The sequence below is a fragment of the Sulfitobacter sp. 1A15299 genome (assembly GCF_043556915.1).
GTDB lineage: Bacteria > Pseudomonadota > Alphaproteobacteria > Rhodobacterales > Rhodobacteraceae > Sulfitobacter.
This window is the reverse complement of sequence record NZ_JBIFFJ010000003.1, coordinates 265,862-290,814: the sequence shown is the minus strand read 5'-3', so window position 1 is coordinate 290,814 and position 24,953 is coordinate 265,862. Positions and strand designations below refer to the sequence as shown.

Sequence of the window (24,953 nt, the reverse complement as noted above, 5' to 3'; positions counted from 1 at the left end):
CTTTGCAAAGCCGCGGTCACAAGCGCGGAGAACGTGAGCCTAGAGCCCCAAGGCTTTCTCACGCCGGATCACCACCCAGATGGAGGCGACCGAGGCGATGGCCGTCAGCAGCATGAGCCACAGCAGCGGATAGGCTCCGGTTTCAGGAGTGAGCAGGGCGCCGGCCAGCGCGCTCAAGGCCGCGCCGCCGACGATCATGATCGCCCCGCCCAGCCCCGAGGCCGTGCCCGCCAGATGCGGGCGCACCGACAGCATCCCGGCGGTGGCATTGGGGATGCAGAGCCCGTTGCCCAGCCCCACCAGCGTCATCAGCCCGAAAAAACTGAGCGGAGAGCCATAGCCCGCAAGGAAGATCAGCAGCGACACCGTGCCGCCCACGGCATTGGAAATGCAGCCCCAAAGCACCAGCGTGTTCACGCCAAAACGTGTCGCAGTGCGGGCGGTGACGAAGTTACCCACGAAATAGCCGATCGCCGGCGCGCCGAAATAAAGCCCCAGCACCGCAGGCTCCATTCCGAAGACCACGGTGCCCACGAAGGGCGCGCCGCCGAGGTAGGCAAAGAAGGCGCCCGAGCAGAAACCCGTGGCCAACGCATAGCCCCAAAAGCGCGGCGAGCGGAGCAACTCAGGGTATTCGCCGAACTGCTGGCGCAGCGATTTGCCGCTGGCGCGCGCGGTTTCCCCCAAATCGGCCCAAGCCACCCAAAACACCAGCCCGCCAAGGATCAACATCGCCCAGAAGGAAGCCTGCCAGCCGAAACCCTGCTCCAGCAAGCCGCCCAAGGCCGGGCTGATCATCGGCACCAGCGCCATGCCCATGGTGACATAGCCGATCATGGAGGCCGATTCATCTTGTGTGTAAAGGTCGCGGATCACCGCACGGCTCAGCACCATGCCCGTGGCGATCACGGCCTGCGCCATGCGGAATACGAGAAACACGGCGATGTTCGGCGCGAGCAGACAGCCGACTGTGGCCACGAAAAAGATGCCCAGGCCCCAAAGCATCACCCGCCGCCGCCCGAGGTTGTCCGAAATCGGCCCGATGAAGATTTGCAATATCCCACTGAAGAACAGGTAGAGCGGCACCGAAAGCTGGATCACCGCGTAATCTGTGCCGAAATGCTCTGCCATCTTCGGCAGGCTTGGCAGGAAGATGTTCATCACCATGGCCGAAAGCCCGGCCAGCAGGATCAGCGTTGAGATATGGGGTGGGGTCGTCCGGTCTAAATACCGGACCCGGGGGATATCGCTCATGCAAATGCAAGTAGTCGCGGGCATGGGAAATGTCCATGTTAACTAGATTGATTTGCAACTTTTCATTTTGCTTCACCATGCCTGTATTGATTTTGCAAATTTGCAAAATTGCGCTTTGGTCAGTTGCGCTCCTCCGGTAGACTGGTCGAAATCACAATAGGGGTGCGTCATGAAAGACATTCTCGAACAACTGGAGCGGCGCCGCGAAGATGCGCGTTTGGGCGGCGGTCAGGCACGGATCGATGCGCAGCACGGCCGCGGCAAGCTCGCCGCGCGGGAGCGGGTCGATCTGCTGCTCGACGAAGGCTCCTTCGAGGAATTCGACATGTTCGTCACGCACCGCTGCACTGATTTCGGCATGCAGGATCAAAAGCCCGCGGGCGATGGCGTGGTCACCGGCTGGGGCACGATCAACGGCCGCCTCGTCTATGTCTTCAGTCAGGATTTCACCGTCTTCGGCGGCTCCCTGTCAGAGACCCACGCCCAGAAAATCTGCAAGATCATGGACATGGCAGTGCAAAACGGCGCCCCCGTGATCGGCATCAACGATTCCGGCGGCGCGCGCATTCAAGAAGGCGTGGCAAGCCTTGCAGGCTACGCCGAGGTCTTCCAGCGCAACATCGAAGCCTCTGGCGTGATCCCCCAGATCAGCGTCATCATGGGCCCCTGCGCGGGCGGGGCGGTCTATTCGCCCGCGATGACCGACTTCATCTTCATGGTCAAAGACAGCTCCTATATGTTCGTGACCGGCCCCGACGTGGTGAAAACCGTCACCAATGAAGTCGTCACCGCCGAAGAACTGGGCGGCGCCACGACCCACACGCGCAAATCCTCCGTCGCCGATGCGGCCTTCGAAAATGATGTGGAGGCACTGGCTGAGGTGCGCCGCCTCGTCGACCTGCTGCCCGCCAACAACCGCGAGAAACCGCCGGTCCGCCCCTTCTTCGACGATCCCAACCGGATCGAGCCCTCGCTCGACACGCTGGTCCCGTCGAACGCCAACACCCCCTACGACATGAAGGAATTGATCCTCAAACTGGCGGATGAGGGCGACTTTTACGAAATCCAAGAGGAATTCGCCAAGAACATCATCACCGGTTTCATCCGCCTCGAAGGGCGTACCGTCGGCGTGGTCGCCAACCAGCCGATGGTTCTGGCGGGCTGCCTCGACATCGACAGCTCGCGCAAGGCGGCGCGTTTCGTGCGCTTCTGTGACGCCTTCGAAATCCCGATCCTCACGCTGGTCGACGTACCCGGCTTCCTGCCCGGCACCGGTCAGGAATACGGCGGCGTCATCAAACACGGTGCGAAACTGCTCTTCGCCTATGGCGAGGCGACGGTGCCGATGGTCACCGTCATCACCCGCAAAGCCTATGGCGGCGCCTATGACGTGATGGCCTCGAAACACCTGCGCTCGGATTTCAACTACGCTTGGCCCACCGCCGAAGTCGCCGTGATGGGCGCCAAGGGCGCGACCGAGATCATCCACCGCAAGGATCTGAACGACCCCGAAAAGATCGCCAAACATACCAAGGATTACGAAGACCGTTTCGCCAATCCTTTCGTCGCCGCCGAACGTGGTTTCATCGACGAGGTGATTCAGCCCCGCAGCACCCGCAAACGGGTCGCCCGCGCCTTCGCCTCTCTGCGCAACAAAAAAGTGCAGACCCCGTGGAAAAAACACGACAACATCCCGCTCTGAGCGCCATCATGCAGCTTCATCCTTTCTCAAATACCGATCCCACAGGGGCCGCGCGCGGAACCCTCGGCGGACTGGGCGGTTTTCCTCGCAAAGGAGGACCGGATCATGCCGAATTCATCCATCAAGGACGAAGAGACCTACAAGTCCCTGCGCGAAGATGGGGCGAGCAAGGAGAAAGCCGCCCGGATCGCCAATGCGCAGGCCAACGACAGCCAGCACCCGGGCAAGAAGGGCGGCAAACAGCCGCCCTACGAGGATTGGACCAAGGACGATCTCTACGACCGGGCGCAGGAGCTTGGGATCGAAGGGCGCTCGGAGATGGACAAGGACGCGCTGATCGACGCGCTGCGCAACCACTAGGTGCTCTACTGCGCCGGGCCTGGCTGCCTGTTCTGCTGGCGATCGGGCTGGCAGCGCCCGCGCGGGCCATTGACGTCCCCTCTGGGCAAACCGTCGATCTGCAAGAGGTCTTGGTCGAAGAACTTGGCGGTGAGACATGGCTTCGCTTCCGTTTCATCGCCCCGCAGATCGCCAAGGGACCGGGGGCCATCGCCTATGACCGCGCCGCGCCGGATATGGAGCATCTCTGCGCGGTCGTGGCACTTCCGTATATGACTGAACATGCGCTGGCGGGGCAGGTGATCGTCGTCTCCCTCGCTGACCGCCCCGTGGAATTCGGCGCGGCCGACCCTGAAGCGACCCAATATTTCGAAGCTTTCCGGGCGCAGGATGATGCCTGCATTTGGGAAGGTTTGTGATGCAGGGGCAATATCTTGCAAGAATCCGCCGATCCCCGGATTGGAATGATGCTTTGGAGTCACAACGCGACCGATTGCGCTTGCAACCGTATCCATTGCCATGTGAATCGCATATGATGCGGTCAAGGAATACCCACGTATCCCTTACCTCAGAACCCGGGCTTGGCCGGCGTGTTGTCGTGTCAGGTTCATTTAACACTAATAGGAGATTTACATGTCCAAGAGCATCAAGTTGCTGGCAGCCATCGGTTTCGTTGCAGCGGTTTCGGCCTGCGCACAGCAAGAAGAAGAGTATGTTGTGGTCGAGCCCGAGCCCATCTCGGTTGAGCCCGTCTACACCGGCAAGTACAAGTAATGCCGTTGCAGGGCAGGCGTTTGCGCCTGCCCTGATCCCAGCCACCCCTGCAACCGGGAGGGGTGTCTGATGCCCGCCTATATGCTGAAACACCGCGGGTTCCCCGGGCGTCTGCCCGGCACCGATTTCCAATTCACCATTCGCCGTCCGAACCCCAAGGGGGTCACGCCCATCACCCGGCGTGAGCGTCGTCCAGACCGCCGCGCCCCGGACCGTCGCGCCGATACCGCTTTTGTCAAAGCCCTGTGGGAAGCCTTTGGCGAACATCCTTTCGAGCGAGGCAATCTCGATGCGGGCCGCCTGTCATGGCTCTTTGGCCGTGAGGTTCTGCCCGCGACCGATCCTTTCGATCCCGCCGATTACGAAGCGCTGTTGGTGCTTGACGTGGCCGCCGCCCGCGCCGCATTCCCCGAAGCTTTCGAGGATTGATCGGCATGATGTCGCCGCGCCTGTTTGCAGATCAGCATGGCTTTGCCGAAGTGCCGTTTGGGGCCAATACGGGCTTGGCGGCGCTGCAGGCTTGGGCCAAGCTTTCTTTTGCTGGCGGCACATCATTTGTCCTTCGTGCCGCCGGACATGAAGACCATACCCCTTCCCCTATCGGGCAGTCGCGCGTTTGTGCGGGGCTGCCCGACTTTTCGAAAGGGTGGTTTTTGCGTCACAGGGCAACAGACCAAAAGTACGGCCGGGAACCCGTCAAACGGCGGGGCGTTGGTCGGATAGTAGATAGCAGTGAAGGAACAGGCACATGTCCATTCGTAACATCATTCTCGCGCTTGGCGCGACCGCCGGTCTGGCCGCTTGCGGCAGCAACATCGGCGAACAAGGTTTGGGCGGCGCAGCCGTCGGCGCAGGTGCGGCAGCCGTTACAGGCGGGTCGCTGGCGCAGGGCGCAGCCATTGGCGCTGCGGCCAACGTCGGGTACTGCCAGCTCAACCCCGGCAAGTGTAACTGATCACAGCCCAATAGCCGCTTTGCCCGCCCTTCGCGCGGGCAGGGCGGCCTCCCCCTTTCATCTTTACCCTACAGGCACCCGCGCAGCTCCGGCTGACGCGGCATTTTGCGTGGCCTGTCACCGTCAAAGGAACTGCTGATGTTTGACAAGATCCTCATTGCCAACCGAGGCGAAATCGCCTGCCGGGTGATCAAGACCGCCAAGAAAATGGGCCTGACCACCGTGGCGATCTATTCCGATGCGGACGCGCAGGCGCTGCATGTGGAAATGGCGGATGAGGCCATTCACATCGGCCCGCCCCCGGCGAACCAATCCTATATCGTCATCGACAAGGTAATGGAGGCGATCAAGCAATCCGGCGCGCAGGCGGTGCATCCGGGCTATGGTTTCTTGAGCGAAAACAGCAAATTCGCCGAGGCGCTGGAGGCCGCGGGCGTGGCCTTTGTCGGCCCGCCCAAGGGCGCCATCGAGAAGATGGGCGACAAGATCACCTCCAAGAAGATCGCCAAAGAGGCCGGGGTTTCGACCGTGCCGGGCTACATGGGGCTGATCGAGGACGCCGAAGAGGCGGTGAAGATCTCCAATGAGATCGGCTATCCAGTGATGCTCAAGGCCTCTGCCGGTGGCGGCGGCAAGGGCATGCGGATTGCATGGAACGACGAGGAGGCGCGCGAGGGTTTCCAATCGTCCAAGAACGAGGCCGCCAATTCCTTCGGCGATGACCGTATCTTCATCGAGAAATTCGTCACGCAACCGCGCCACATCGAAATTCAGGTGCTCTGCGACAGCCATGGCAATGGCATCTATTTGGGCGAGCGGGAATGTTCGATCCAGCGCCGCAACCAGAAGGTGGTCGAAGAGGCGCCGAGCCCCTTCCTTGACGAAGAGACCCGCCGCGCGATGGGCGAACAGGCCGTCGCACTGGCGCAGGCCGTGGGCTACACCAGCGCGGGCACCGTGGAATTCATCGTCGACGGCGACAAGAACTTCTACTTCCTTGAGATGAACACCCGCCTTCAGGTGGAACACCCGGTGACCGAGTTGATCACCGGCGTCGATCTGGTCGAGCAGATGATCCGCGTGGCCAATGGCGAGACGTTGTCGATCACGCAAGGCGATGTGACGTTGACCGGCTGGGCCATCGAGAACCGGCTCTACGCCGAGGATCCCTACCGCGGCTTCCTGCCCTCCATCGGCCGTCTGACCCGCTACCGCCCGCCGCAGGAGGTGGCCGCGGGGCCGCTGCTGGAGCAGGGCACATGGCAGGGCGACGCGCCCGCCGGTGACATGGCCGTGCGCAACGACACCGGGGTTTACGAGGGCGGCGAGATCTCGATGTACTACGACCCGATGATCGCCAAGCTCTGCACATGGGCCCCGACCCGCGCCGAGGCGATCGAGAAGATGCGCGTGGCGCTCGACAGTTTCGAGGTCGAGGGCATCGGCCACAACCTGCCGTTCCTTTCCGCCGTGATGGATCACCCCAAGTTCGTCTCGGGCGAGATGACCACCGCCTTCATCGCCGAGGAATATCCCGAGGGCTTCGAGGGCGTGACCCTGCCAGAGAGTGAGCTGCGCCGCATCGCCGCAGCCTGTGCCGCCATGCACCGCGTGGCCGAAATCCGCCGCGCCCGCGTTTCGGGCCGGATGGACAACCACGAGCGCAAGGTCGGCAGCGACTGGAACGTGAAGCTTCAGGGTGAGAACTTCGATGTGGTCACCAAGGCCGATCCCGAAGGGGCGACGGTGGCTTTCTCCGACGGCAGCGAAATGCGGGTCAGCGGCGATTGGACACCGGGTGACCAACTGGCCGAGATGACCGTCGACGGCGCGCCTTTGGTGCTGAAGGTCGGCAAGATCTCAGGCGGCTTCCGCATCCGCACCCGCGGCGCGGACCTGAAGGTCCATGTCCGCACGCCGCGTCAGGCGGAACTGGCGGCCCTGATGCCCGAGAAACTGCCGCCCGATACCTCCAAGATGCTGCTCTGCCCGATGCCGGGTTTGGTGGTGAAACTCGACGTCGAAGTGGGTGACGAGGTTCAGGAAGGGCAAGCGCTCTGCACCATCGAGGCGATGAAGATGGAAAACATCCTACGCGCCGAGAAGAAGGGCGTGGTCAGCAAAGTCAACGCCGGGGCGGGCGACAGCCTTGCGGTGGACGATGTGATCATGGAGTTCGAATAGGGTGCCGATTCCTGACTTCCAAAAGTTGATGAAGCCGGTTCTGGTTTCTGCAGCTACAGGGGAACGGGCGATTTCTGATGTCGTAGAAGAACTGACAGAAGAGTTCGACCTCACACCCGAAGAGCGCAACGAGATCTTGCCGAGTGGAAAGCAAACCCGGTTCGCAAATCGGGTTCATTGGGCGCGCAGTTATCTAAAGCAGGCAGGGCTTCTGACCAACACGAAACGTGGCCATTTTGCGTTGACTGAAACTGGGAAGAAGGTTTTGGAGAATGTTCCGGAGCATATCGACAAGACCTTCCTCTCGCAGTTTCCGGAGTACCTTGATTTTAAATCTAGGACCGGTATCGTCGAAAAGGATGACGTAGCGGCCGCGCCAAGCCAGCAAACGCCAGACGAGGTGCTGAATGCTGCGTTTTCGGAGATTACCTCCGCTCTCGCCGAGGATTTACTTGCTAAGCTTCGAGAAGCCGATCCGGCCTTTTTTGAGGATGTAATTGTTCGCCTGCTTCTGAAAATGGGCTACGGCTACGATACGCAAGCTGGGCGCGTTATTGGTCGGGCGGGTGACGACGGCGTAGACGGAGTCATCAATTTGGATCGTCTCGGGGTAGACCAAGTTTACGTCCAAGCAAAGCGATATGCGGCACACAACGTGATCGGAAGCGGAGCTTTGAGGGACTTCTATGGTGCGCTTGGCATGAAGGATGTGACCAAGGGTATTTTTGTTACGACGTCTAACTTCTCACCCAGTGCCGTTCAAACCGCGGAGAAATTGGGCGCACGTATAGTGCTGGTGGACGGTCCTCAACTTGCGCGGTTGATGATCGCTTACGAAGTTGGTTGTCGTGTGAAGCGAACCTACGAGATTGCGGAAGTAGACGAAAGCTTTTTCGAATGAATGACGCGGCGAACAAAGTTACCTATTCCGATAGGGCGCTATTGTTCGCTTTGCGTTCCCGGATCTCCCGCTGCCTCAGCGGCATCTTGTCGATGCTGCGGGTGATTTCGCGCACGTCCCAAGGGAAGGGTTTGCGCAGTTCGATCTGGCCTTCCTTGTCGACCAGCACCAGCATGAAACCGCGCGGGCGCATCCGCAGCCTGAGCGGGCTTCGCGCGGCGGGGTCGGTATCGGTCAACACGACGACATCGCGCAGAAGCAACTCATCCTCGCGCTCGCGAAGGTATTCCATCTGCGCGACAAAGGCGGGGTCGTTTTCGGAATTGGCAAAGACCAGCACGGGCCGTTTGGTCCATTGGAAGGTGCTGAGATCGGCCATATCGGCAGGCAGGAACAATGGCTCTTCCATCGGCGCATCGGCCCCTTGGGCCATGGCCGCCGTGGTCATCAATCCTGCAAAAACTAGTGAGATCAAACGTTTCATCAAGGCTCCTGTCCCCTCAAATATAGGGGGCCCGTGCCAGTTTGCGAAGGGCAAAGCGCCGCAGGGGATATTTATCCCCCTCGGGGCGCGGCCTTTGACAATTCAGCCGCCACAGGTGCGCAGGCCCATGCCTGCCGCCGGGCGCTAAGGGAGAAGGACAAGCATATGACATCCGACCAAAATGACGCGAAAGCGCGTTGGCGTGAACTGGCGACGGGCGAATTGCGCGGGCGCAGCCTTGACGATCTGACCTGGAAGACGCTGGAGGGGATCGACGTCCAGCCGCTCTACACTGCCGAGGATCTGGACGGGCTGGAGCATCTGGGCAGCATCCCCGGCGAAGCGCCGTTTACGCGCGGCGTGAAGGCCACGATGTATGCGGGCCGCCCATGGACGATCCGGCAATATGCAGGCTTCTCCACGGCGGAGGAATCGAACGCCTTCTACCGCCGTGCGCTGGCCGCCGGTCAGCAGGGCGTCTCGGTCGCCTTCGATCTGGCGACGCATCGCGGCTATGACAGCGATCACCCCCGCGTCGAGGGCGATGTCGGCAAGGCCGGCGTGGCGATTGACTCGGTCGAGGACATGAAGATCCTCTTCGACGGCATCCCGCTTGATCAGGTCTCGGTCTCCATGACGATGAACGGCGCGGTGATCCCGATCCTCGCCAATTTCATCGTCGCGGGCGAAGAGCAGGGCCACGACCGCGCCAAGCTATCGGGCACGATCCAGAACGACATCCTCAAGGAATTCATGGTGCGCAACACCTATGTCTACCCGCCGGAGCCGTCGATGAGGATCATCGGAGACATCATCGAATATACCTCGGACCACATGCCGAAGTTCAACTCGATCTCGATCTCGGGCTATCACATGCAGGAGGCGGGGGCGAACCTCGTGCAGGAACTGGCCTTCACCATCGCGGATGGGCGCGAGTATGTGCGCACGGCGATTGCGGCGGGCATGGACGTGGACCGCTTCGCGCCGCGTCTGTCGTTCTTCTTCGCCATCGGCATGAACTTCTTCATGGAGGCCGCCAAGCTGCGCGCCGCGCGGCTGCTCTGGGCGCGGGTGATGGAGGAGTTCCAGCCGAAGAACCCCAAGTCCTCGATGCTGCGCACCCATTGCCAGACCTCCGGCGTGAGCCTGGCCGAGCAGGACCCCTACAACAACGTCGTGCGCACCGCTTACGAGGCGCTCTCGGCGGTGCTGGGTGGCACCCAATCGCTGCACACCAACTCGCTGGATGAGGCCATCGGCCTGCCCACCGACCATTCGGCGCGCATTGCCCGCAACACCCAGCTGATCCTGCAGGAAGAGACCGGCATCACCAATGTCGTCGATCCGCTGGCGGGTAGCTATTACGTCGAGAAGCTGACCGCCGATCTGGCAGAAGCGGCCTGGAAGCTGATCGAGGAGGTCGAGGAGATGGGCGGCATGACCAAGGCCGTGGCCTCCGGCATGCCCAAGCTCAGGATCGAGGAAGCCGCGGCCCAGCGTCAGGCGGGCATCGATCGCGGGACAGAGGTGATCGTTGGCGTCAACAAGTACCGCCGCGACAAGGAAGAGCCGATCGACATCCTCGATGTCGACAACGTCAAGGTGCGCGCAGGGCAGGTGGCGCGGCTGGAGCGCATCCGTGCCGAGCGCGACGAGGCGGCTTGCACGGCGGCGCTTGAGGAACTGACACGGCGGGCGGCCGAGGGCGGCAACCTGCTCGACGCGGCGGTCGAGGCCGCGCGCGCACGCGCCACAGTGGGAGAAATCAGCATGGCGATGGAAAAGCAGTTCGGACGGCACCGGGCCGAGGTCAAGACGCTCTCAGGCGTCTATGGCGCGGCCTACGAAGGCGATGCGGGCTTTGCCGACATCCAGAAGTCGGTCGAAGAGTTCGCCGAGGCCGAAGGCCGCCGCCCGCGTATGCTGGTGGTCAAGATGGGGCAGGACGGCCACGACCGCGGCGCCAAGGTGATCGCCACCGCATTCGCCGACATCGGTTTTGACGTCGACGTGGGCCCGCTGTTCCAGACCCCCGCCGAAGCCGCGCAGGACGCGGTGGACAACGACGTGCATGTCATCGGCATCTCCAGCCAGGCGGCGGGGCACAAGACGCTGGCACCGCAGCTTATCCAAGCGCTGAAGGATGCGGGCGCGGAGGATATCCTTGTGATCTGCGGCGGGGTGATCCCGCAACAGGACTACAAGTTCTTGCAAGACGCGGGCGTGAAGGCGATCTTTGGGCCCGGCACCAATATCCCGACCGCCGCGCAGGACATCCTGAAGCTGATCCGCGAGACGCGGAAGTGATGCAAGAAAACGGGAGCGCCGCCCGGAAGGACGGCGTGATCCGCCCCGCTTTGGCGCAGGACGCCGCCGCCGTGGCGGCGCTGTGGAACGGCATGATCCGCGGCAGCCTGTCGACCTTCACGACCGACGAAAAGACCCGCGAGGAGATCGCAGCGCTGATCGCCGCCCGCACAGATGCCTTTTGGGTGGCCGAAGGGGACGGCGCGGTGCTGGGCTTTGTCACCTATGGCAGCTTTCGGGGCGGGCCGGGCTATGCCGCGACGGTAGAGCATAGCATCGTCCTGTCCGAGACGGCGCAGGGGCGGGGGCTGGGCCGCGACCTGATGACACAGGCCATAGAGGCGGCAACGGCGGGGGGGCGTCACATCATGGTTGCCGCGATCAGCAGCGCCAATCCCGGCGCAGTGGCGTTCCATGAAAAACTGGGCTTTGCGCAGGTCGGGCGGATGCCCGAGGTGGGGCGCAAACATGGGCAGTGGCTCGACTTGATCTTGATGCAAAAAACGCTGACTGCATCCTGACTTCCCCGATGTCCGCGGTTAAGCTGGGGGCCGAATACCAAAGGGTCAGCCCATGTCGATCTGGACGCGCATTTCCGAAGCTCTGGCAGCCCTCGCCGCAGGCGAGGGGCTGTCTGCTGTCTTTGACCGTCTGCGCAGCCCGCCCGAGCGCTCGGTCGCCTTTACCATCGCGGTGATCGCGCTTGGCGCGAAGATGGCCAAGGCCGATGGGCTGGTGACCCGCGATGAGGTGACCGCCTTTCGCGAAGTGTTCCAGATCGCCGAGGCGGATCAGGAAGGGGCGGCGCGGGTCTTTAACCTTGCCCGCCAAGACGTGACCGGTTTCGAGGATTACGCCCGCCGCATTGCGCGGATGTTCAGCGACCAGCCCCAGACCCTGCATGACCTGATGGAGGGGCTGTTTCACATCGCCATGGCCGATGGCATCTACCATCCCAACGAAAACGCCTTTCTTGAAGACGTGGCCGCGATTTTTGGCATGGACGAAGAGGCTTTCGCCTCTCTCAAAGCGCGTTTCGTGCCCGATAGCTCGCCCCTGCCGCGCACGGTTCTGGGCATCGGCCCCAATGCAACGTTGGAAGAGGCCCGCCGGGCTTGGCGGCGGCTGGTGCGCGAGAACCACCCCGACGCGCTGGTGGCGCGCGGCCTGCCGCAAGAGGCGATCAAGATGGCCGAGAAACGCATGATCGACATCAACCGCGCGTGGGAAACGATCTCGGGCAAACACGCTTGATGCGCATCGCGACCTACAACGTCGAGTGGTTCGCGAGCCTTTTTGACGATGACAACCGGCTTTACGACGATGACGCTTGGGCCGGGCGGCACGGGGTGACCCGTGCCCAGCAGACGGCGGCTTTGGGCCAAGTGTTCAGCGCGCTGGATGCCGATGCGGTCATGGTGATCGAAGCGCCGAACCACGGGCGGCGGCAATCCACTGTGGCGGCGCTTGAGCATTTCGCCGCGCGGTTTTCCCTGCGCACCCGGGCTGCCGTCATGGGGTTTTCCAACGATACCGAGCAAGAGATCGCGCTGCTCTATGACCCCGACAGGCTCAGCGCCCGCCATGTGCCGCAGGGTGCCGCCGATGCCCCACGCTTTGACCGGACGCTGCGGATCGACTTGGATGTGGACGCCACCGAAGACGCTGTGGTCTTTTCCAAACCGCCCTTGGAGTTGGAGGTGACGACGAAGGCCGGTTTCGGCTTTCAGATGATTGGCGCGCATCTCAAATCCAAAGCGCCCCATGGCGCCAAGTCCGAGGCCGATGTGCTGCGCATCGCCATCGCCAATCGGCGCAAGCAATTGGCGCAGGCGATCTGGCTGAGGCGGCGGATCGACATGCATTTGGCGGCGGAGCGGCCCGTGATGGTCTTGGGCGATCTGAACGACGGGCCGGGGCTCGATGAATTTGAAGGCCTGTTTGGCCGGTCCTCGGTCGAGATCGTGCTGGGAGAGGGGGCGGCCGCGCTGTTCGACCCCCACGCCAAACAGGCGCTCAGCCGCCGCCTTGGGGCCGCACCCACCAGCGCGCGTTTCTGGATCACGCCGGAGGGGCGCTATCTTCAGGCGCTGCTGGACTACATCATGGTCAGCCCGCAGATCGCGGCCCGTGCGGACCGCTGGCGGATTTGGCACCCGATGGATGACCCGGCCTGCTGGCAAGACGTCGCCCTGCGTGACGCGCTGCTGGCCGCCTCGGATCACTTCCCCGTCACGCTGGATGTCGACCTTTAGGCGGGGGGCTGCCAGCGGCGTGGCGTAAGACTGGAAATGCCCGCCGCGCCACCTACCTCAATCCTATGACACGATTTATGCCCCTTATCGCCCTTTGTACGGTGCTGCCTCTCGCAACCCATGCGCAGGAAGAATCCGAAGAACGCGGCCTCGGCCTGATGGAGCGCGGCGCGCAGATGTTCATGGACGGGATCATGGATGAAATGGGCCCGGTCATGGAAGGCTTCGAGGGGTTCACCGAGGCCATGCGCCCCGCGCTGCGCGATTTCGCGCGGGAGATGGGGCCGAAGCTGACGGAGCTTTTGGACGAGGTCGAAGATTGGAGCGTCTATCAAGCGCCAGAGATGCAGCCCAACGGCGATATCATCATCCGGCGCAAGCCCGAGCACCCGATGGTGCCGCCTGAAACTCCGACCGAACCCGCCCCACAGATCGAGCTTTAACCCGCAGCGCGTTTGCCGGTTCGGACGTGGACCTCGGCCCCAAGCGATTTAGCCAGTGAGTTCAGCCGCGCCTCTGCGACCTCTCCGAAAAGCGGCACCATGTCGGGGGTGAGCCAGAGTTCCAACTGCTTCTTCTTGGGGAACCAGCGCAATTCGCCGCGTTGTTCGCCCTTGTCCATCCAAAGCATCGCGCCAAAGCGCATGGCTTTGCCGAGGATCTCGGCCTCCAACCGGGTCTTTTCGTCGACCATCTCATAGAGGTCTTCGAAGCGGGTGTTCTCCCGCTTGTTGGAGTAGCGGTGCAGCAGGGCCAGCCCGAGGTAGATGCGTTCGGCGTGTTTCAGCCCGCCGAGGTTGGCGCGGGTGGCATTGTCGAAACAGGTCTCGGCCCGGTAGTCGGGATGGGCGCGCCAGCTTACGTCATGCAAAAGGCAGGCCGCTTTGACCAAACGCCTGCGGGCGTGGGGGGCAGAGCGGTAGAGCGGCAGGATGAAGTTATAAAGCACCTTGCCGAAACCGGGCATCCGCGCGTCTTTGGCCTCGGCGAAATAGCAGGCCTCAATCAGTGGATCACGGTCGCGCAGGCGCTGTGGCATCTGCTCATAGAGCATGCCTTCGCGGATGCCGTAGCTGGAAATGGCGATGTCCTTGGGCCGGAAAGTCTTGACCAGACGGCTCAGCACCTCGGCGGCATAGGGCACCAGAGACATCCGGCTGGAGGAGACGCCGCAAGCGCTGCGCAATTCCTCAAGATCGGAGGTTTGGATGAACTTCACCGTCTCGCGAACCGAGGTCACGGTCATGCGGTATTCATGCAGCACATGCAGCGGATAGCCCCGGCGGTACATGTCGATCCGCGCGATCGCCCGCCATGAGCCGCCCACAAGGAACAGCCGGTCGCGCTGGCTGCCCATCTTTTCCTGAAGCCCGGTGATGACCTCTTTGATATGCGCCTGCCGCCCCTTGGCCCCGCCTTTGAGGTCGCGCAGCTTGAGCGGGCCAAGCTGCGAGGTGACCCGCCGCCCGACGCGCCCGCCCGAGATTTCGGCAAGCTCCATCGAAGAGCCGCCAATGTCGCAGACAAGGCCGTAGGCGCCGGGCCAGCCCAAAAGCACCCCTTGGGCCGAGAGCCGCGCCTCCTCCTCGCCGTCGATCACCCAGATGCGCAGCCCGGTCTCGCGCAGCACATCGGCGCAAAAGGCGCGCCCGTCGCTGGCATCGCGCACCGCCGCCGTGGCGACGACGGTAAGCTCCGACAGGCCCATGCCATCGGCCAATTTGCTGAACCGTCGCAGTGCCGAGAGGGCGCGGGCGCGGCCTTCGGGCGACAGATGCCCGGTCTCGGCCATGCCCGCGCCCAAGGCGCACATGATCTTTTCGTTGTAGAAATAGGCCGGAGAGCGCGCCGCGCCGTCAAAGACCACCAGCCGGACTGAGTTCGACCCCACATCTACCACGCCGACGCGCGCCAGCGCCCGCGCGCCCGGATCCTGAAACAAGGGTTTTCCGAAAAGTCCCAGTTCCGCCACACCTGTCTCAGGGACGGGGGCGGCTCGGGAAGGGTCGGTCTGGTCTGCCATCCATGCTCCTGCGGGCCATCCGTTTCACTGGATAATTGGCGCAGGGGGGCGGTGAGGTCAATTGCCAAAGGGGCGCTTGCCGGTCAATCCTCGGTATGGGTCAGCTTGGGCACATCCGAGGCCCCGGCGCTGCCCCGGCCCGAAAGCGAGGGGTTTTCCATGAAAAAGCGGTGGCAGTTGAAGGCGAAAGTGCCTTCGGGGATCGCCGGGCGGGTGAATTTGCCATCCGGCCCCATGACCCAGCTTTGCGCCACGTCAGCCAGATTGGCCGCCATGATCTGGCTGGTGATCTGGGCCTTGACGGTGGGGTTCTCGATCTCGACCAATGTCTCGACCCGGCGGTTCAAGTTGCGGCCCATCCAATCGGCGGAAGACATGAAGACCCGCGCCTTTTTATGCGGCAACCCGTGGCCATTGCCGAAGCAGACAATGCGGCTGTGCTCCAGAAAACGCCCGATGATGGATTTGACGCGGATGTTGTCCGACAGCCCCTTCACACCGGGGCGCAGCCCGCAGATGCCACGAATGACGAGGCTGATTTCCACCCCCGCTTGGCTCGCGTCATACAGCGCGTCGATCACTTCGGCGTCGATCAGCGCGTTCATCTTGGCCCAGATCACGGCGGGGCGCCCGGCGCGGGCATGTTCGGCCTCGGCGCGGATCATCTCAAGCAGGCGCGGCTTCAGCGTCGTGGGGGAGATGGCGAGGTTTTCCAACTGTTCCGGCGGGGCGTAGCCCGACAGGAAATTGAACACTTTCGTCGCATCGCGCCCAAGGCTCGAGTCGCAGGTGAAGAGCGACAGGTCCGTATAAATCCGCGCGGTGATCGGGTGGTAGTTGCCGGTGCCGTAGTGGGTATAGGTCACCAGTTGGTCGCCCTCGCGCCGCACCACGGTCGAGATCTTGGCGTGGGTCTTGAGGTCGAGAAAACCGTAGACCACATGCGCGCCCGCCCGTTCCAATCGGCGCGATTGGCGGATGTTGGCGGCCTCGTCAAAGCGGGCCTTCAGCTCGACCAGCGCGGTGACCGATTTGCCATCCTCCGCTGCCTCGCAAAGCGCGCTGACGATGGGGCTGTCGCGCGAGGTGCGGTAGAGCGTCTGTTTGATCGCCACTACATCCGGGTCGCGCGCCGCTTGGGCAAGGAAACGCACCACCATGTCGAAGGTCTCGTAAGGGTGGTGCAGCAGCATGTCTTTCTGCCGGATCGCCGCGAACATGTCGCCGTCATGGTCGCTGACCCGCTCAGGCACGCGCGGGGTGAACTGCGGCCAGAGCAGGTCTGGCCGTGCGTCGGTCACCAGCTTCGACAGGTCGGCGATGCCCAACATGCCATCGAGCTCGATCACGTCTTGGGGGCGCACGCAAAGCTCGCGCATGACGACGGATTTCAACTTTTCCGGCGCGCCTGCGGAATGGGTCAGGCGCACGACCTCGCCCCGGCGGCGGCGTTTCAGGGCGACCTCGAATTCCCGCACGAGGTCTTCGGCCTCGTCCTCGACCTCAAGATCGCTGTCACGCAGCACGCGGAATTCGAAATGCGCCTTGAGTTTGTAACCCGGAAAGAGGTTGGGGGTATTAATGATCAGCAGGTCTTCGAGCGGCAGGTAACGCAGGCAGCCATCGGGGGCGGGCAGGCGCACGAAACGGTCGATCTGTGCCGGGATCGGCAGCAGCGCCTGCAGCGGGCGCTTGTCGCGGGTCCGTTCCAGTTGCAGCGCCAGCGCGTAGCCGGTGTTGGGAATGAAGGGGAAGGGGTGCGCGGGGTCGATGGCCAGCGGTGACAGCACGGCGAAGACTTGGTTGAGGAAGACCCCTTCGAGATATTTGTAATCGGCCTCGCTCAGGTCGGCGGTGCGCTCCAGCATGATGTTCTGCGCGTCCATCTCGGCCATGAGGTCGACCAGTACGCGCTGCTGGGACAACATCAGATTGCGCGCGTCTTCGTTGATCAGCACCAGTTGCTCACCGGGGCTGAGCCCATCGGCGGCGGCGGTGGTGTTGCCCGCCTGCGCAAGCTCGCGCAGGCCCGCCACGCGCACGGTATAGAATTCATCCAGATTGGTCGCCGAAATCGACAGGAAGCGCAGCCGCTCCAACAGCGGCACGCGCGGGTTCTCGGCCTCTTCCAGCACCCGCCAGTTGAAGTCGAGCCAGCTTAGCTCACGGTTAAAGAACCGGCCCGGCCCGGCGGTGTCGAGATCGGGGAGATCGGTGGCGGGCGGAAAGGGAGCTTGCAGGAAATCGGCTTGGGTCATGCGGGCCTCATGACATTGGAATGTAACGGGTTTGCGAAGGCTTGCGTTAATTATTCCAGTATCACGTGCGCGGCGGGGCGATGTCCAGCACCTGCGCGGCCAGTGCGCGGGTCAGGGGGCGCTTCTGCGCAAGGCTGGCGGCATCCAGCCGGTCCACCAGCGCGATGGCAGCGGCAAAGGACCGGTCCATTCGCGTCATGAGGTAGTTGATCAGTTCCGGTTTGGGCGTCAACTGCCGGTCGGCCAGCAGTTTGACCAGCAGGGCCGAGAGCAGCGCATCGTCGGGCGCCTCCATCTCGACCATCGTGGCGCCACGCATCCGGCTGACCAGATCGGGCAGGCTCAGCCCCCAATGCGCCACCGGCCCGGTGCCGGTGAGCAGCAGCGCCTGCCCCTCGGCCAGGACGAGGTTGTGCAGATGAAAGAGCGCCGTTTGCGCCGCCGCGTCCCCGGCGATCAGATGCACGTCCTCCACGGCCACGGGAGCACGGGCGAGGGCGGGAATGTCGGCCTCCAGCAGATCCGCCGCGCCGATGATCCGCGCGCCCGAAAGGTCTGCCCAAACATGCGTCAGATGGGTCTTGCCCGAGCCTTGCGGCCCGGTCAGCGCCAGCTTGCCGCCCGCCCAACCGCGCCAGCCGTCGATCATCGCCATGGCCATGGCGTTGGAAGGCGCGACAAAGAAAGCGTCGCGGCCCAGAGCCGTTCGGCTGGGCAGGTTCAACCCGAGTTGGTGGGCCATGTTAGCGGATGTCCTCGTCGACGGTCGTTTCAGGCTCGCGGCCTTTGTAGAGCACGCTTTCGCGGTAGCGTGCCGTGGCGAAACGCGCGATCACGCCGATGGCGGCGGCCACGGGCACTGCGACCAAAAGGCCCACGAAGCCGAAAAGCGTGCCGAATACCGACAGCGCCAGCAGCAGCCAGACCGGATGCAGCCCGACCGAGTTGCCCACGAGCTTTGGCGTCAGCAGGTTGCCCTCGACCACTTGGCCCAGCACGAAGATGCCCGCGACGAGACCGATGGAAAGCCAATCTCCCCAGAATTGGAACAATGCCAGACCGATCGCCAGCGCCCCGCCGATCAACGCGCCGAGGTAGGGGATGAAGGTCACCAGCCCCGCGACAAAGCCGACGACGAGGCCGAATTGCAGCCCCACCAGCATCAGCGCCACGGCGTAATAGGTGCCAAGGATCAGGCAGACCGTGCCCATGCCGCGCACGAACGAGGCCAGCGTCGCGTCGATCTCGCGCGCCAATTGGCGAATCGTCGGCGCGTGGTCACGCGGCAGCAGCCGGTCGATCGCGGCGACCATACGGTCCCAATCGAGCAGCAGGTACACCGCGACCACCGGGACGATGACGAACAAGAGCAGGACGTTGATCAGCGAGGCAAAGGAGGCCAGCGCGGTTTGCAGCAATTGCCCGCCGCGTTCCTGAATCGTGGTCCCCAGTGTCGTGAGCGAGGTGCGCAGGGTCGAATCGTCGTCCAGAATCGACGGGAAGCGATCGGTGATGAAATCGGTGAAATTACGGGTCAGCTTGGGTGCCGTCTCGATTAGGTTCACGGTTTGGTTGACCAGCGTCGGGATCACCAAAAGCGCCATCAGCACAAAGACCAAAAGCGCCACCACGGTGATGACGGCGGTGGCCATGGTGCGGCTGAGCCCCAAACGCTCCAGCCGGTCGGCCACGGGGTCGAGAAAATAGGCAATCGCCCCGCCCAGCAGGAAGGGCAGCATCACATCGCCGATGAACCACAGCGCCACCATGAACACCGCTGCCGCGATGCCCCAGTATTTCAATTGGTCTCTGATTGGCAGGGCCATGGCGCTCTCCGGCAGGGAATGCCATCACATCGCCCATGTGGCGTTTCGTTTCAAGCCTTGGCTGCGGGTGGCGCGCGCGTCAGAGGCGCGGAACGGGGGCGTGGTGGAACTGGCCCGGCGGGCCGCCAGACCTCAGCGATGTGATTGTCTCGCCCTTTGACATGCACTAGTCAGGGGGCAATGCGTCAATGAGGAAACACCATGCGTCTGTCCCAATATTTTCTGCCCGTGCTGAAGGAAAACCCTGCCGAGGCGCAGATCGTCAGCCACCGGTTGATGCTGCGGGCGGGGATGATCAAGCAATCCAGCGCGGGGATCTACTCTTGGCTGCCGCTGGGCTACAAGGTGCTGCGCAAGGTCGAAGAGATCGTGCACCAAGAGCAGCAGCGCGTGGGCCATATCCCGATGCTGATGCCGACGCTGCAATCGGCGGACCTGTGGAAGGAATCGGGCCGCTATGACGCCTATGGCCCCGAAATGCTGCGCATTCGCGACCGGCAGGACCGGGACATGCTCTATGGCCCCACCAACGAGGAGGTGATCACCGACATCTTCCGCAGCCATGTCGGCTCTTACAAAGACCTGCCGCTGACGCTCTACCACATCCAGTGGAAATTCCGTGACGAAATCCGCCCGCGTTTCGGCGTGATGCGGGGGCGTGAGTTCCTGATGAAGGACGGCTACAACTTCGACCTCACCAAAGAGGATGCGCTGCACGCCTATAACCGCCATCTGGTCAGCTATCTGCGCACCTATGAGCGGATGGGGCTGCAAGCGATCCCGATGCGCGCCGACTCTGGCCCCATCGGTGGCGATGACACGCATGAGTTCCTCGTGCTGGCCGAAACGGGCGAGTCGGAGGTTTTCTACGACAGCGAGATCACCGATCTGACCTTTGGCAACCGCGAGATCGACCCCAATGATCACGACGCCTGCCGCGCGGTGCTGGAGGAGTTCACCTCGCGCTACGCCCGCACCGATGAGACCCACGACCCGGAGGTTTTCGCGCAGGTGCCGGAAGAACGCCAGCGCAGCGCGCGCGGCATCGAAGTGGGGCAAATCTTCTATTTCGGCACCAAATATTCCGACGCGATGAACGCCAAGGTGCAGGGGCCGGACGGCAAACAGGTGCCGGTGCATATGGGCAGCCACGGCATCGGCGTCAGCCGCCTGCTGGGCGCGATCATCGAGGCCAGCCATGACGACAAGGGCATCATCTGGCCCGAGGGGGTGACCCCCTTCCACGCGGGGATCGTGAACCTCAAACAGGGCGATGCGGAGGCTGATGCCGCCTGCGACGCGCTTTACAACAGCTTCAAGGCGCTGGGCCTCGATCCGCTTTATGACGACCGCAAGGGCGGGGCGGGGATGAAGTTCGCCACGATGGACCTCATCGGTCTGCCGTGGCGCATCACCGTCGGCCCACGCGGGTTGAAGAACGGCGTGGTTGAATTGACCAGCCGCCGCACGGGCGAAAGCGAAGAGCTGCCGCCCGAACAGGCGGTTGAGAAGATCGCCAAGATCTACGCCGGTATCGTCTGAGGCCCGCGATGATCCTGCGGGCGCTAACATTGGCCGGTGGGATCGTAAGCGCAGGCATTGCCGCACAAGGCCCGGGGGTCACCCGGGCCTATGTGTTTCAGCTCGAGGCGGCGGAGCAGCGCCTCGCCAATGTGGTGGCGGATTTCGATGCGTCTGCGCAGGCCGCAGGGCTCAACCGGGAAGAAGCCATAGCGCGGCTGCGCGGATCGGCGCTGCTGGAGCGCCGGGGCTTGGACCTGCGCCGCAACTTCGAACGGCATAGAAGGCTTGAGGCCGCAGTGCCACGGCTCCGGTCGGCAGGCCCGTTCCTGCGCAGCTATCTGCTGTGGCGCAGCCCGGATGCCGAAGCTTTGCGGGCGACGCGGCAGGGTTTTGCCCCCACCGCCCCGCGCAGCCGTGCCGAATGGCTCTTCGCCGGTTTGGGGTTCATCACAGGGGCCAGTCTCACCCGCCTGCTGCTGTGGCTGCCCAGTTGGCCCGCGCGCTTCCGCCGCCGCCAGGCATTGCGTTCTTGACCCTTCTGGGGCAAAGCCTCAGGTTGCGCGCACCTCAGACCGGAGCCTTCCCGCATGGCCAGCAAACCCACACGCACCGCCCCATTCGCGGCCTTTGAATGGATGATCGCTTGGCGCTACCTGCGCGCCCGCCGCGCCGAAGGGGGCGTCAGTGTCATGACGTGGATCAGCCTCATCGGCATCACACTGGCGGTCTTCGCGCTGATCGCGACACTCTCGGTCCGCTCGGGCTTCCGCGCCGAGTTCGTCGACACGATCCTCGGTGCCAATGCCCATGTCACCGTCTACACGATGGGGGAGGTACAGCCCAACGGCCAGATCGACCGCACCATTGGTGATTACGAGGCGATGGCCGAGCGGGTGGCAGCCGTCGAAGGCGTCACGCGCGTGGCCCCGCTGGTGCGCCAGCAGGTCATGGCCAACCGCCGCCAGTCCAACGCGGGCGTCGAGGTTTTCGGCATCGCCTCGGACGATTTGATGACCATCCCCGGCATCCAACCCTCAGAGCGCTCTTTCGGTGACATCACGCGTTTTGAAGAGGGCATGGCCATCGGGAGCGGCGTGGCGCAGGCCTTGGGCGTGCAGGTCGGCGATAGCGTCAAACTGATCTCGCCCAACGGGGTCAAGACCGCCTTTGGCACCAGCCCGCGCGTCAATGCCTATGAGGTGGTCTATATCTTCTCCGCCGGGCGCTACGACATTGATAAGACACGGGTTTACCTACCAATTGCCGAGGCGCAGAGCTTTTTCAACCGCGAAGGCGTGGCCGATGAACTGGAGGTCATGGTCGAAGACCCCGAGGGGGTGGACGCCATGGCGCCTGCGCTGATGCAGGCGGCGGGTGAGCGCGCGCAGGTCTGGACATGGCGCGACGCCTCGGGCTCCTTCCTCTCGGCGCTCGACATCGAGGACCGGGTGATGTTCGTGATCCTGAGCGTATTGGTGCTGATCGCGGCGATGAACATCGTTTCGGGACTGATCATGCTGGTCAAGAACAAGGGTCGCGACATCGGCATCCTGCGCACGATGGGGCTGAGCGAAGGCTCGGTGCTGCGGGTGTTCTTCATCTGCGGGGCCTTTACCGGCATCATCGGCACAATCGCGGGCGTCGTGCTGGGGGTGCTCTTTGCCACTTACGTCGACCAGATCTTCGCCTTCGTGAACTACCTCAGCGGCGGCACGGCATGGGACGCCTCGATCCGCGGCATCTATTTCCTGCCCGCGAAACTGCAACTGGGCGATGTGCTCTCGGCCGTGGCGCTGTCGCTCGGCCTGTCCTTCGTCGTCACGATCTTTCCCGCCCGCCGCGCGGCGCGGATGAACCCGGTGGAGGCCCTGCGTTATGAATGATCCCGTCCTGCGCCTGAGCGGCATTTCAAAGTCCTACAACCCCGGCAAGCCCAACGAGGTGCAGGTGCTGCGCGGGATCGACCTTACCGTCGCCCCCGGCGAGGTGGTGGCGCTGGTCGCCCCCTCGGGGGCGGGCAAGTCGACGCTGCTGCATATCGCGGGGCTTCTCGACACCGCCGACAGCGGCACGGTGGAGATCGCGGGCGATGACCTGACGGGCCAGAGCGACCGCCGCCGCACGGCCCTGCGCCGCGCCGACGTGGGCTTCATCTACCAGTTCCACCACCTTCTCCCCGAGTTCACGGCGCTGGAAAACATCGTGCTGCCGCAGCTCGCCAATGGCGTCGCACGCAAGGACGCCGAGGCGCGGGGGCGGGAGCTTCTGGCTGAGGTCGGCATCGCCGAGCGCGCCGATCACCGCCCCGCTGCCATGTCGGGTGGCGAGCAGCAGCGGGTGGCCTTCTGCCGCGCGCTGGCCAATGCGCCGCGGCTGCTGCTCGCGGACGAGCCCACCGGCAACCTCGACCCCTCGACCTCGGATCAGGTCTTCGGCGCGCTCATGGCGTTGGTGCGCGGCACCGGGCTGGCGGCGGTGATCGCCACGCATAACCTCGAACTGGCGGCCCGGATGGACCGTCAGATCCGGCTCGAGGCGGGGCACTTGGTGCCGGTCTGAAACGGTTCTGACCTAGCCGCAGATGTTTTCTAACTCGACCCTGTCCCAGGGCAGGCCCACGTCGCTCGGGCGGCTCTGGGGCAGGGGGGCGACGGGCATGACCTCCGAGAGCATCGCATGCAGCCGCTTGGTGCGCGGCGCCTGCGGGTCCAGCGCGCGGCAACAGACGAATTCCTCCACGATCGAGCCTTGCTGCTCGTAGCCGAAATCGAGGAAGCGCGGCTTGGTGTCCACCTCGAAGAGATAGGGGTCCGGGCTGGTGAACTGCTCGGAGGCCGCGCGCAGGGGCGAATAGCCGGTGAGACGGCGGTTCTGCCATTGCCAGACATGGGTGATCTCATGCGCCAGCAGCATGGCGGCGATGAGGCCAATGCGGTCGGGGTAATCGGGCAGGTAGTCCTCGAGGTACCAGTCCTTGTCGAAGAGCACGTGGTTGAACAGCGCCACGGCGGCGGGTTTCGAGGTGACGGTATCGCCCACCTGCGGCGGCAGGATGCGCTCGCGGCAGGTGGTGCGCGGGCGCGGCTTGCGCTTGAAGGTGACCGCGCGGGTGGGGGCACCGTCATAGAGGCGTACGCGGTCGTATTCGACCGAGGCGCCGTGGAGGGTGGCAAGATAGGCGCGTTCGTTCTCGGTCAGCGGCCGACCGCAGGCGGTGAGGAGGAGCAGGAGGAGAAGTGCGCGGATCATGGGATGAGTTAGGCGCGGGGAAGGCGGGGGATCAAGGGGGAAGTTTGGAAGCCGCTTGCGCATCGGCAGGGCCGCGCCCGACCTCGGGCCGGAGGGCTACTTGGAAAAGGTCCAGTGGACCTTTCCAGCCCGGAGGGCGGCGCAAGCCGCGGGGTGCCCGCATGTGCGCCCTCCCCGTGGGGGAGGGTGAAGACCGTCTCGCAAACTCTCCGGGGGAGAGTTTGAGGTCTGAACGGGCGGAGCCCCGGACAGGCGCGGCCCGGGACGGGGTCCCGGGCGGGGTGATTAATCAGAGCCTCGCTTAAGTCACCAACGATTTATGAAATGATTCTAACCGAGAGGTCACAATCTAATGAGCGTGAAATATGTTCCAATAACCGCTTCTTTGCCTGTGTGCTGCTATGTGTCTTAACGAAGTACCCGTCTATAGCGACATCGTTGTATTTTTCTGAGGGCAATCGGGAGATTAGAGGCTCCCTATTTACAGTGAGGCCCAAGTCAGCCACCGGGTCAAAGCCAATTTCCCGTATAACCAACGCGAAAGTCTCTGATGCTTTTAACTCCGCGAAGGTTTTTCCATTCGGAAACCTTACCATTAGCGAGGTTTTCTGGGACTTCGTGCCAGCCATAATGATCTTGCGGGCTTTCTGAAGCTCGTCTGGAACTACTTCATTTGGAAAGTCTTCCGCAAACTTCTGTTTCCATTCTTCGGCCAAGTCTTGGACCCGTTGCCGAAAAATGTGGAGTGCCTTGCCTTTCTCCACATAGGACTGAGCCATCTCGTAATCTGAATTATGAAAGCTCTCGGAGCCTGCCGAATTCAGATTATCCTCTTCGGCATCTAGTTCAATCGCCATCAACTCAAACGCAATAGAAACGCTATCCATAGAAAACCTCTAAAAAACAAGAAACCCTACA

General features: G+C 63.1%; 25 protein-coding genes. 17 read left to right on the top strand and 8 right to left on the bottom strand.

Translation table 11 applies throughout. The annotated features are described in order from the left end of the window. Positions 1 to 39 precede the first annotated feature (39 nt). Entirely contained in the window at positions 40 to 1,254 is a 1,215-nt protein-coding gene (locus ACGYK7_RS06770; RefSeq protein WP_394400228.1) for a multidrug effflux MFS transporter, read from the bottom strand. Between the two features lie 169 nt (positions 1,255 to 1,423). On the opposite strand from ACGYK7_RS06770, the gene ACGYK7_RS06765 reads away from it, so the two are divergent. From ACGYK7_RS06765 to ACGYK7_RS06730, 8 genes are all read left to right on the top strand, one after another. After that, entirely contained in the window at positions 1,424 to 2,956 is a 1,533-nt protein-coding gene (locus tag ACGYK7_RS06765; RefSeq protein WP_394400226.1) for an acyl-CoA carboxylase subunit beta, read from the top strand. Positions 2,957 to 3,061: 105 nt separating this feature from the next. After that, entirely contained in the window at positions 3,062 to 3,316 is a 255-nt protein-coding gene (locus ACGYK7_RS06760) for a Rho termination factor (RefSeq protein ID WP_394400224.1), read from the top strand. Beyond that, positions 3,214 to 3,714, top strand: a complete 501-nt coding sequence (locus ACGYK7_RS06755; RefSeq protein ID WP_394400222.1) for a DUF6497 family protein — start codon at positions 3,214 to 3,216, stop codon at positions 3,712 to 3,714. The genes ACGYK7_RS06760 and ACGYK7_RS06755 overlap by 103 nt, the downstream gene beginning before the upstream one ends. Positions 3,715 to 3,928: 214 nt before the next feature. Then, positions 3,929 to 4,069: a hypothetical protein gene (locus tag ACGYK7_RS06750; protein ID WP_168613065.1), complete on the top strand. Its 141-nt coding sequence runs from the start codon at positions 3,929 to 3,931 to the stop codon at positions 4,067 to 4,069. An 81-nt stretch (positions 4,070 to 4,150) separates the two neighbouring features. Further along, entirely contained in the window at positions 4,151 to 4,498 is a 348-nt protein-coding gene (locus ACGYK7_RS06745; protein WP_067261657.1) for a hypothetical protein, read from the top strand. Positions 4,499 to 4,817: 319 nt separating this feature from the next. Beyond that, positions 4,818 to 5,024 (top strand): hypothetical protein, encoded by a 207-nt coding sequence (locus ACGYK7_RS06740; RefSeq protein WP_394400220.1) that lies wholly within the window; start codon positions 4,818 to 4,820, stop codon positions 5,022 to 5,024. A 138-nt stretch (positions 5,025 to 5,162) separates the two neighbouring features. Further along, positions 5,163 to 7,208 (top strand): acetyl-CoA carboxylase biotin carboxylase subunit, encoded by a 2,046-nt coding sequence (locus tag ACGYK7_RS06735; RefSeq protein WP_394400218.1) that lies wholly within the window; start codon positions 5,163 to 5,165, stop codon positions 7,206 to 7,208. 28 nt (positions 7,209 to 7,236) lie between these two features. Beyond that, complete coding sequence (locus ACGYK7_RS06730) at positions 7,237 to 8,109, top strand: restriction endonuclease (protein WP_394400216.1); 873 nt, start codon at positions 7,237 to 7,239, stop codon at positions 8,107 to 8,109. Between the two features lie 22 nt (positions 8,110 to 8,131). Here the strand turns inward: ACGYK7_RS06730 and ACGYK7_RS06725 are convergent, their stop codons facing one another. Next, positions 8,132 to 8,593, bottom strand: a complete 462-nt coding sequence (locus ACGYK7_RS06725) for a DUF4174 domain-containing protein (protein ID WP_394400214.1) — start codon at positions 8,591 to 8,593, stop codon at positions 8,132 to 8,134. 165 nt (positions 8,594 to 8,758) lie between these two features. On the opposite strand from ACGYK7_RS06725, the gene scpA reads away from it, so the two are divergent. The 5 genes from scpA (at position 8,759) to ACGYK7_RS06700 (ending at position 13,598) form a co-directional block, all read left to right on the top strand. Beyond that, entirely contained in the window at positions 8,759 to 10,900 is a 2,142-nt protein-coding gene (gene scpA / locus ACGYK7_RS06720) for a methylmalonyl-CoA mutase (protein WP_394400212.1), read from the top strand. Beyond that, positions 10,900 to 11,421, top strand: a complete 522-nt coding sequence (locus tag ACGYK7_RS06715) for a GNAT family N-acetyltransferase (RefSeq protein WP_394400210.1) — start codon at positions 10,900 to 10,902, stop codon at positions 11,419 to 11,421. The genes scpA and ACGYK7_RS06715 overlap by 1 nt, the downstream gene beginning before the upstream one ends. A 52-nt stretch (positions 11,422 to 11,473) precedes the next feature. Next, complete coding sequence (locus ACGYK7_RS06710; protein ID WP_394400208.1) at positions 11,474 to 12,154, top strand: TerB family tellurite resistance protein; 681 nt, start codon at positions 11,474 to 11,476, stop codon at positions 12,152 to 12,154. Beyond that, on the top strand, positions 12,154 to 13,155 hold the full coding sequence (locus ACGYK7_RS06705) for an endonuclease/exonuclease/phosphatase family protein (protein WP_394400410.1): 1,002 nt from the start codon (positions 12,154 to 12,156) through the stop codon (positions 13,153 to 13,155). The genes ACGYK7_RS06710 and ACGYK7_RS06705 overlap by 1 nt, the downstream gene beginning before the upstream one ends. Positions 13,156 to 13,256: 101 nt before the next feature. Further along, positions 13,257 to 13,598, top strand: a complete 342-nt coding sequence (locus tag ACGYK7_RS06700) for a hypothetical protein (RefSeq protein WP_394400206.1) — start codon at positions 13,257 to 13,259, stop codon at positions 13,596 to 13,598. On the opposite strand, the gene ACGYK7_RS06695 is transcribed toward ACGYK7_RS06700, so the two are convergent. The 4 genes from ACGYK7_RS06695 to ACGYK7_RS06680 form a co-directional block, all read right to left on the bottom strand. Beyond that, a complete protein-coding gene (locus ACGYK7_RS06695; protein WP_394400204.1) occupies positions 13,595 to 15,178 on the bottom strand; it encodes a Ppx/GppA family phosphatase in 1,584 nt (527 codons plus the stop codon). The genes ACGYK7_RS06700 and ACGYK7_RS06695 overlap by 4 nt on opposite strands. A gap of 83 nt (positions 15,179 to 15,261) precedes the next feature. Next, a complete protein-coding gene (locus ACGYK7_RS06690) occupies positions 15,262 to 17,436 on the bottom strand; it encodes an RNA degradosome polyphosphate kinase (RefSeq protein WP_394400202.1) in 2,175 nt (724 codons plus the stop codon). A 61-nt stretch (positions 17,437 to 17,497) separates the two neighbouring features. Continuing rightward, positions 17,498 to 18,178 (bottom strand): chromosomal replication initiator DnaA, encoded by a 681-nt coding sequence (locus ACGYK7_RS06685; RefSeq protein ID WP_394400200.1) that lies wholly within the window; start codon positions 18,176 to 18,178, stop codon positions 17,498 to 17,500. Position 18,179: 1 nt separating this feature from the next. Then, on the bottom strand, positions 18,180 to 19,262 hold the full coding sequence (locus tag ACGYK7_RS06680) for an AI-2E family transporter (RefSeq protein WP_394400198.1): 1,083 nt from the start codon (positions 19,260 to 19,262) through the stop codon (positions 18,180 to 18,182). Between the two features lie 201 nt (positions 19,263 to 19,463). On the opposite strand from ACGYK7_RS06680, the gene proS reads away from it, so the two are divergent. Genes proS through ACGYK7_RS06660 form a run of 4 tightly spaced genes read left to right on the top strand, consistent with a single transcriptional unit; the run spans position 19,464 to position 23,345 of the window. Beyond that, positions 19,464 to 20,804 (top strand): proline--tRNA ligase, encoded by a 1,341-nt coding sequence (gene proS / locus ACGYK7_RS06675; protein ID WP_394400196.1) that lies wholly within the window; start codon positions 19,464 to 19,466, stop codon positions 20,802 to 20,804. 8 nt (positions 20,805 to 20,812) lie between these two features. Beyond that, entirely contained in the window at positions 20,813 to 21,319 is a 507-nt protein-coding gene (locus tag ACGYK7_RS06670; RefSeq protein ID WP_394400194.1) for a DUF2937 family protein, read from the top strand. Positions 21,320 to 21,373: 54 nt separating this feature from the next. Next, positions 21,374 to 22,669 carry a lipoprotein-releasing ABC transporter permease subunit gene (locus ACGYK7_RS06665; RefSeq protein ID WP_394400192.1) on the top strand — a complete coding sequence of 432 codons (1,296 nt, stop codon included), beginning with the start codon at positions 21,374 to 21,376 and terminating at the stop codon, positions 22,667 to 22,669. Beyond that, entirely contained in the window at positions 22,662 to 23,345 is a 684-nt protein-coding gene (locus ACGYK7_RS06660) for an ABC transporter ATP-binding protein (RefSeq protein WP_394400190.1), read from the top strand. The genes ACGYK7_RS06665 and ACGYK7_RS06660 overlap by 8 nt, the downstream gene beginning before the upstream one ends. A 12-nt stretch (positions 23,346 to 23,357) precedes the next feature. Here the strand turns inward: ACGYK7_RS06660 and ACGYK7_RS06655 are convergent, their stop codons facing one another. Continuing rightward, entirely contained in the window at positions 23,358 to 24,035 is a 678-nt protein-coding gene (locus ACGYK7_RS06655; RefSeq protein WP_394400188.1) for a hypothetical protein, read from the bottom strand. Between the two features lie 317 nt (positions 24,036 to 24,352). Next, on the bottom strand, positions 24,353 to 24,922 hold the full coding sequence (locus ACGYK7_RS06650; protein WP_394400186.1) for a hypothetical protein: 570 nt from the start codon (positions 24,920 to 24,922) through the stop codon (positions 24,353 to 24,355). Positions 24,923 to 24,953 lie beyond the last annotated feature (31 nt).

What these genes read in the sequence shown, in the direction of transcription:
- ACGYK7_RS06770 (WP_394400228.1), bottom strand. Translation starts at nt 1,254, where the DNA reads ATGAGCGATATCCCCCGGGTCCGGTATTTAGACCGGACGACCCCACCC.
- ACGYK7_RS06765 (WP_394400226.1), top strand. Translation starts at nt 1,424, where the DNA reads ATGAAAGACATTCTCGAACAACTGGAGCGGCGCCGCGAAGATGCGCGT.
- ACGYK7_RS06760 (WP_394400224.1), top strand. Translation starts at nt 3,062, where the DNA reads ATGCCGAATTCATCCATCAAGGACGAAGAGACCTACAAGTCCCTGCGC.
- ACGYK7_RS06750 (WP_168613065.1), top strand. Translation starts at nt 3,929, where the DNA reads ATGTCCAAGAGCATCAAGTTGCTGGCAGCCATCGGTTTCGTTGCAGCG.
- ACGYK7_RS06745 (WP_067261657.1), top strand. Translation starts at nt 4,151, where the DNA reads ATGCTGAAACACCGCGGGTTCCCCGGGCGTCTGCCCGGCACCGATTTC.
- ACGYK7_RS06740 (WP_394400220.1), top strand. Translation starts at nt 4,818, where the DNA reads ATGTCCATTCGTAACATCATTCTCGCGCTTGGCGCGACCGCCGGTCTG.
- ACGYK7_RS06735 (WP_394400218.1), top strand. Translation starts at nt 5,163, where the DNA reads ATGTTTGACAAGATCCTCATTGCCAACCGAGGCGAAATCGCCTGCCGG.
- ACGYK7_RS06730 (WP_394400216.1), top strand. Translation starts at nt 7,237, where the DNA reads ATGAAGCCGGTTCTGGTTTCTGCAGCTACAGGGGAACGGGCGATTTCT.
- ACGYK7_RS06725 (WP_394400214.1), bottom strand. Translation starts at nt 8,593, where the DNA reads ATGAAACGTTTGATCTCACTAGTTTTTGCAGGATTGATGACCACGGCG.
- scpA (WP_394400212.1), top strand. Translation starts at nt 8,759, where the DNA reads ATGACATCCGACCAAAATGACGCGAAAGCGCGTTGGCGTGAACTGGCG.
- ACGYK7_RS06715 (WP_394400210.1), top strand. Translation starts at nt 10,900, where the DNA reads ATGCAAGAAAACGGGAGCGCCGCCCGGAAGGACGGCGTGATCCGCCCC.
- ACGYK7_RS06710 (WP_394400208.1), top strand. Translation starts at nt 11,474, where the DNA reads ATGTCGATCTGGACGCGCATTTCCGAAGCTCTGGCAGCCCTCGCCGCA.
- ACGYK7_RS06705 (WP_394400410.1), top strand. Translation starts at nt 12,154, where the DNA reads ATGCGCATCGCGACCTACAACGTCGAGTGGTTCGCGAGCCTTTTTGAC.
- ACGYK7_RS06695 (WP_394400204.1), bottom strand. Translation starts at nt 15,178, where the DNA reads ATGGCAGACCAGACCGACCCTTCCCGAGCCGCCCCCGTCCCTGAGACA.
- ACGYK7_RS06690 (WP_394400202.1), bottom strand. Translation starts at nt 17,436, where the DNA reads ATGACCCAAGCCGATTTCCTGCAAGCTCCCTTTCCGCCCGCCACCGAT.
- ACGYK7_RS06685 (WP_394400200.1), bottom strand. Translation starts at nt 18,178, where the DNA reads ATGGCCCACCAACTCGGGTTGAACCTGCCCAGCCGAACGGCTCTGGGC.
- ACGYK7_RS06680 (WP_394400198.1), bottom strand. Translation starts at nt 19,262, where the DNA reads ATGGCCCTGCCAATCAGAGACCAATTGAAATACTGGGGCATCGCGGCA.
- proS (WP_394400196.1), top strand. Translation starts at nt 19,464, where the DNA reads ATGCGTCTGTCCCAATATTTTCTGCCCGTGCTGAAGGAAAACCCTGCC.
- ACGYK7_RS06670 (WP_394400194.1), top strand. Translation starts at nt 20,813, where the DNA reads ATGATCCTGCGGGCGCTAACATTGGCCGGTGGGATCGTAAGCGCAGGC.
- ACGYK7_RS06665 (WP_394400192.1), top strand. Translation starts at nt 21,374, where the DNA reads ATGGCCAGCAAACCCACACGCACCGCCCCATTCGCGGCCTTTGAATGG.
- ACGYK7_RS06660 (WP_394400190.1), top strand. Translation starts at nt 22,662, where the DNA reads ATGAATGATCCCGTCCTGCGCCTGAGCGGCATTTCAAAGTCCTACAAC.
- ACGYK7_RS06655 (WP_394400188.1), bottom strand. Translation starts at nt 24,035, where the DNA reads ATGATCCGCGCACTTCTCCTCCTGCTCCTCCTCACCGCCTGCGGTCGG.
- ACGYK7_RS06650 (WP_394400186.1), bottom strand. Translation starts at nt 24,922, where the DNA reads ATGGATAGCGTTTCTATTGCGTTTGAGTTGATGGCGATTGAACTAGAT.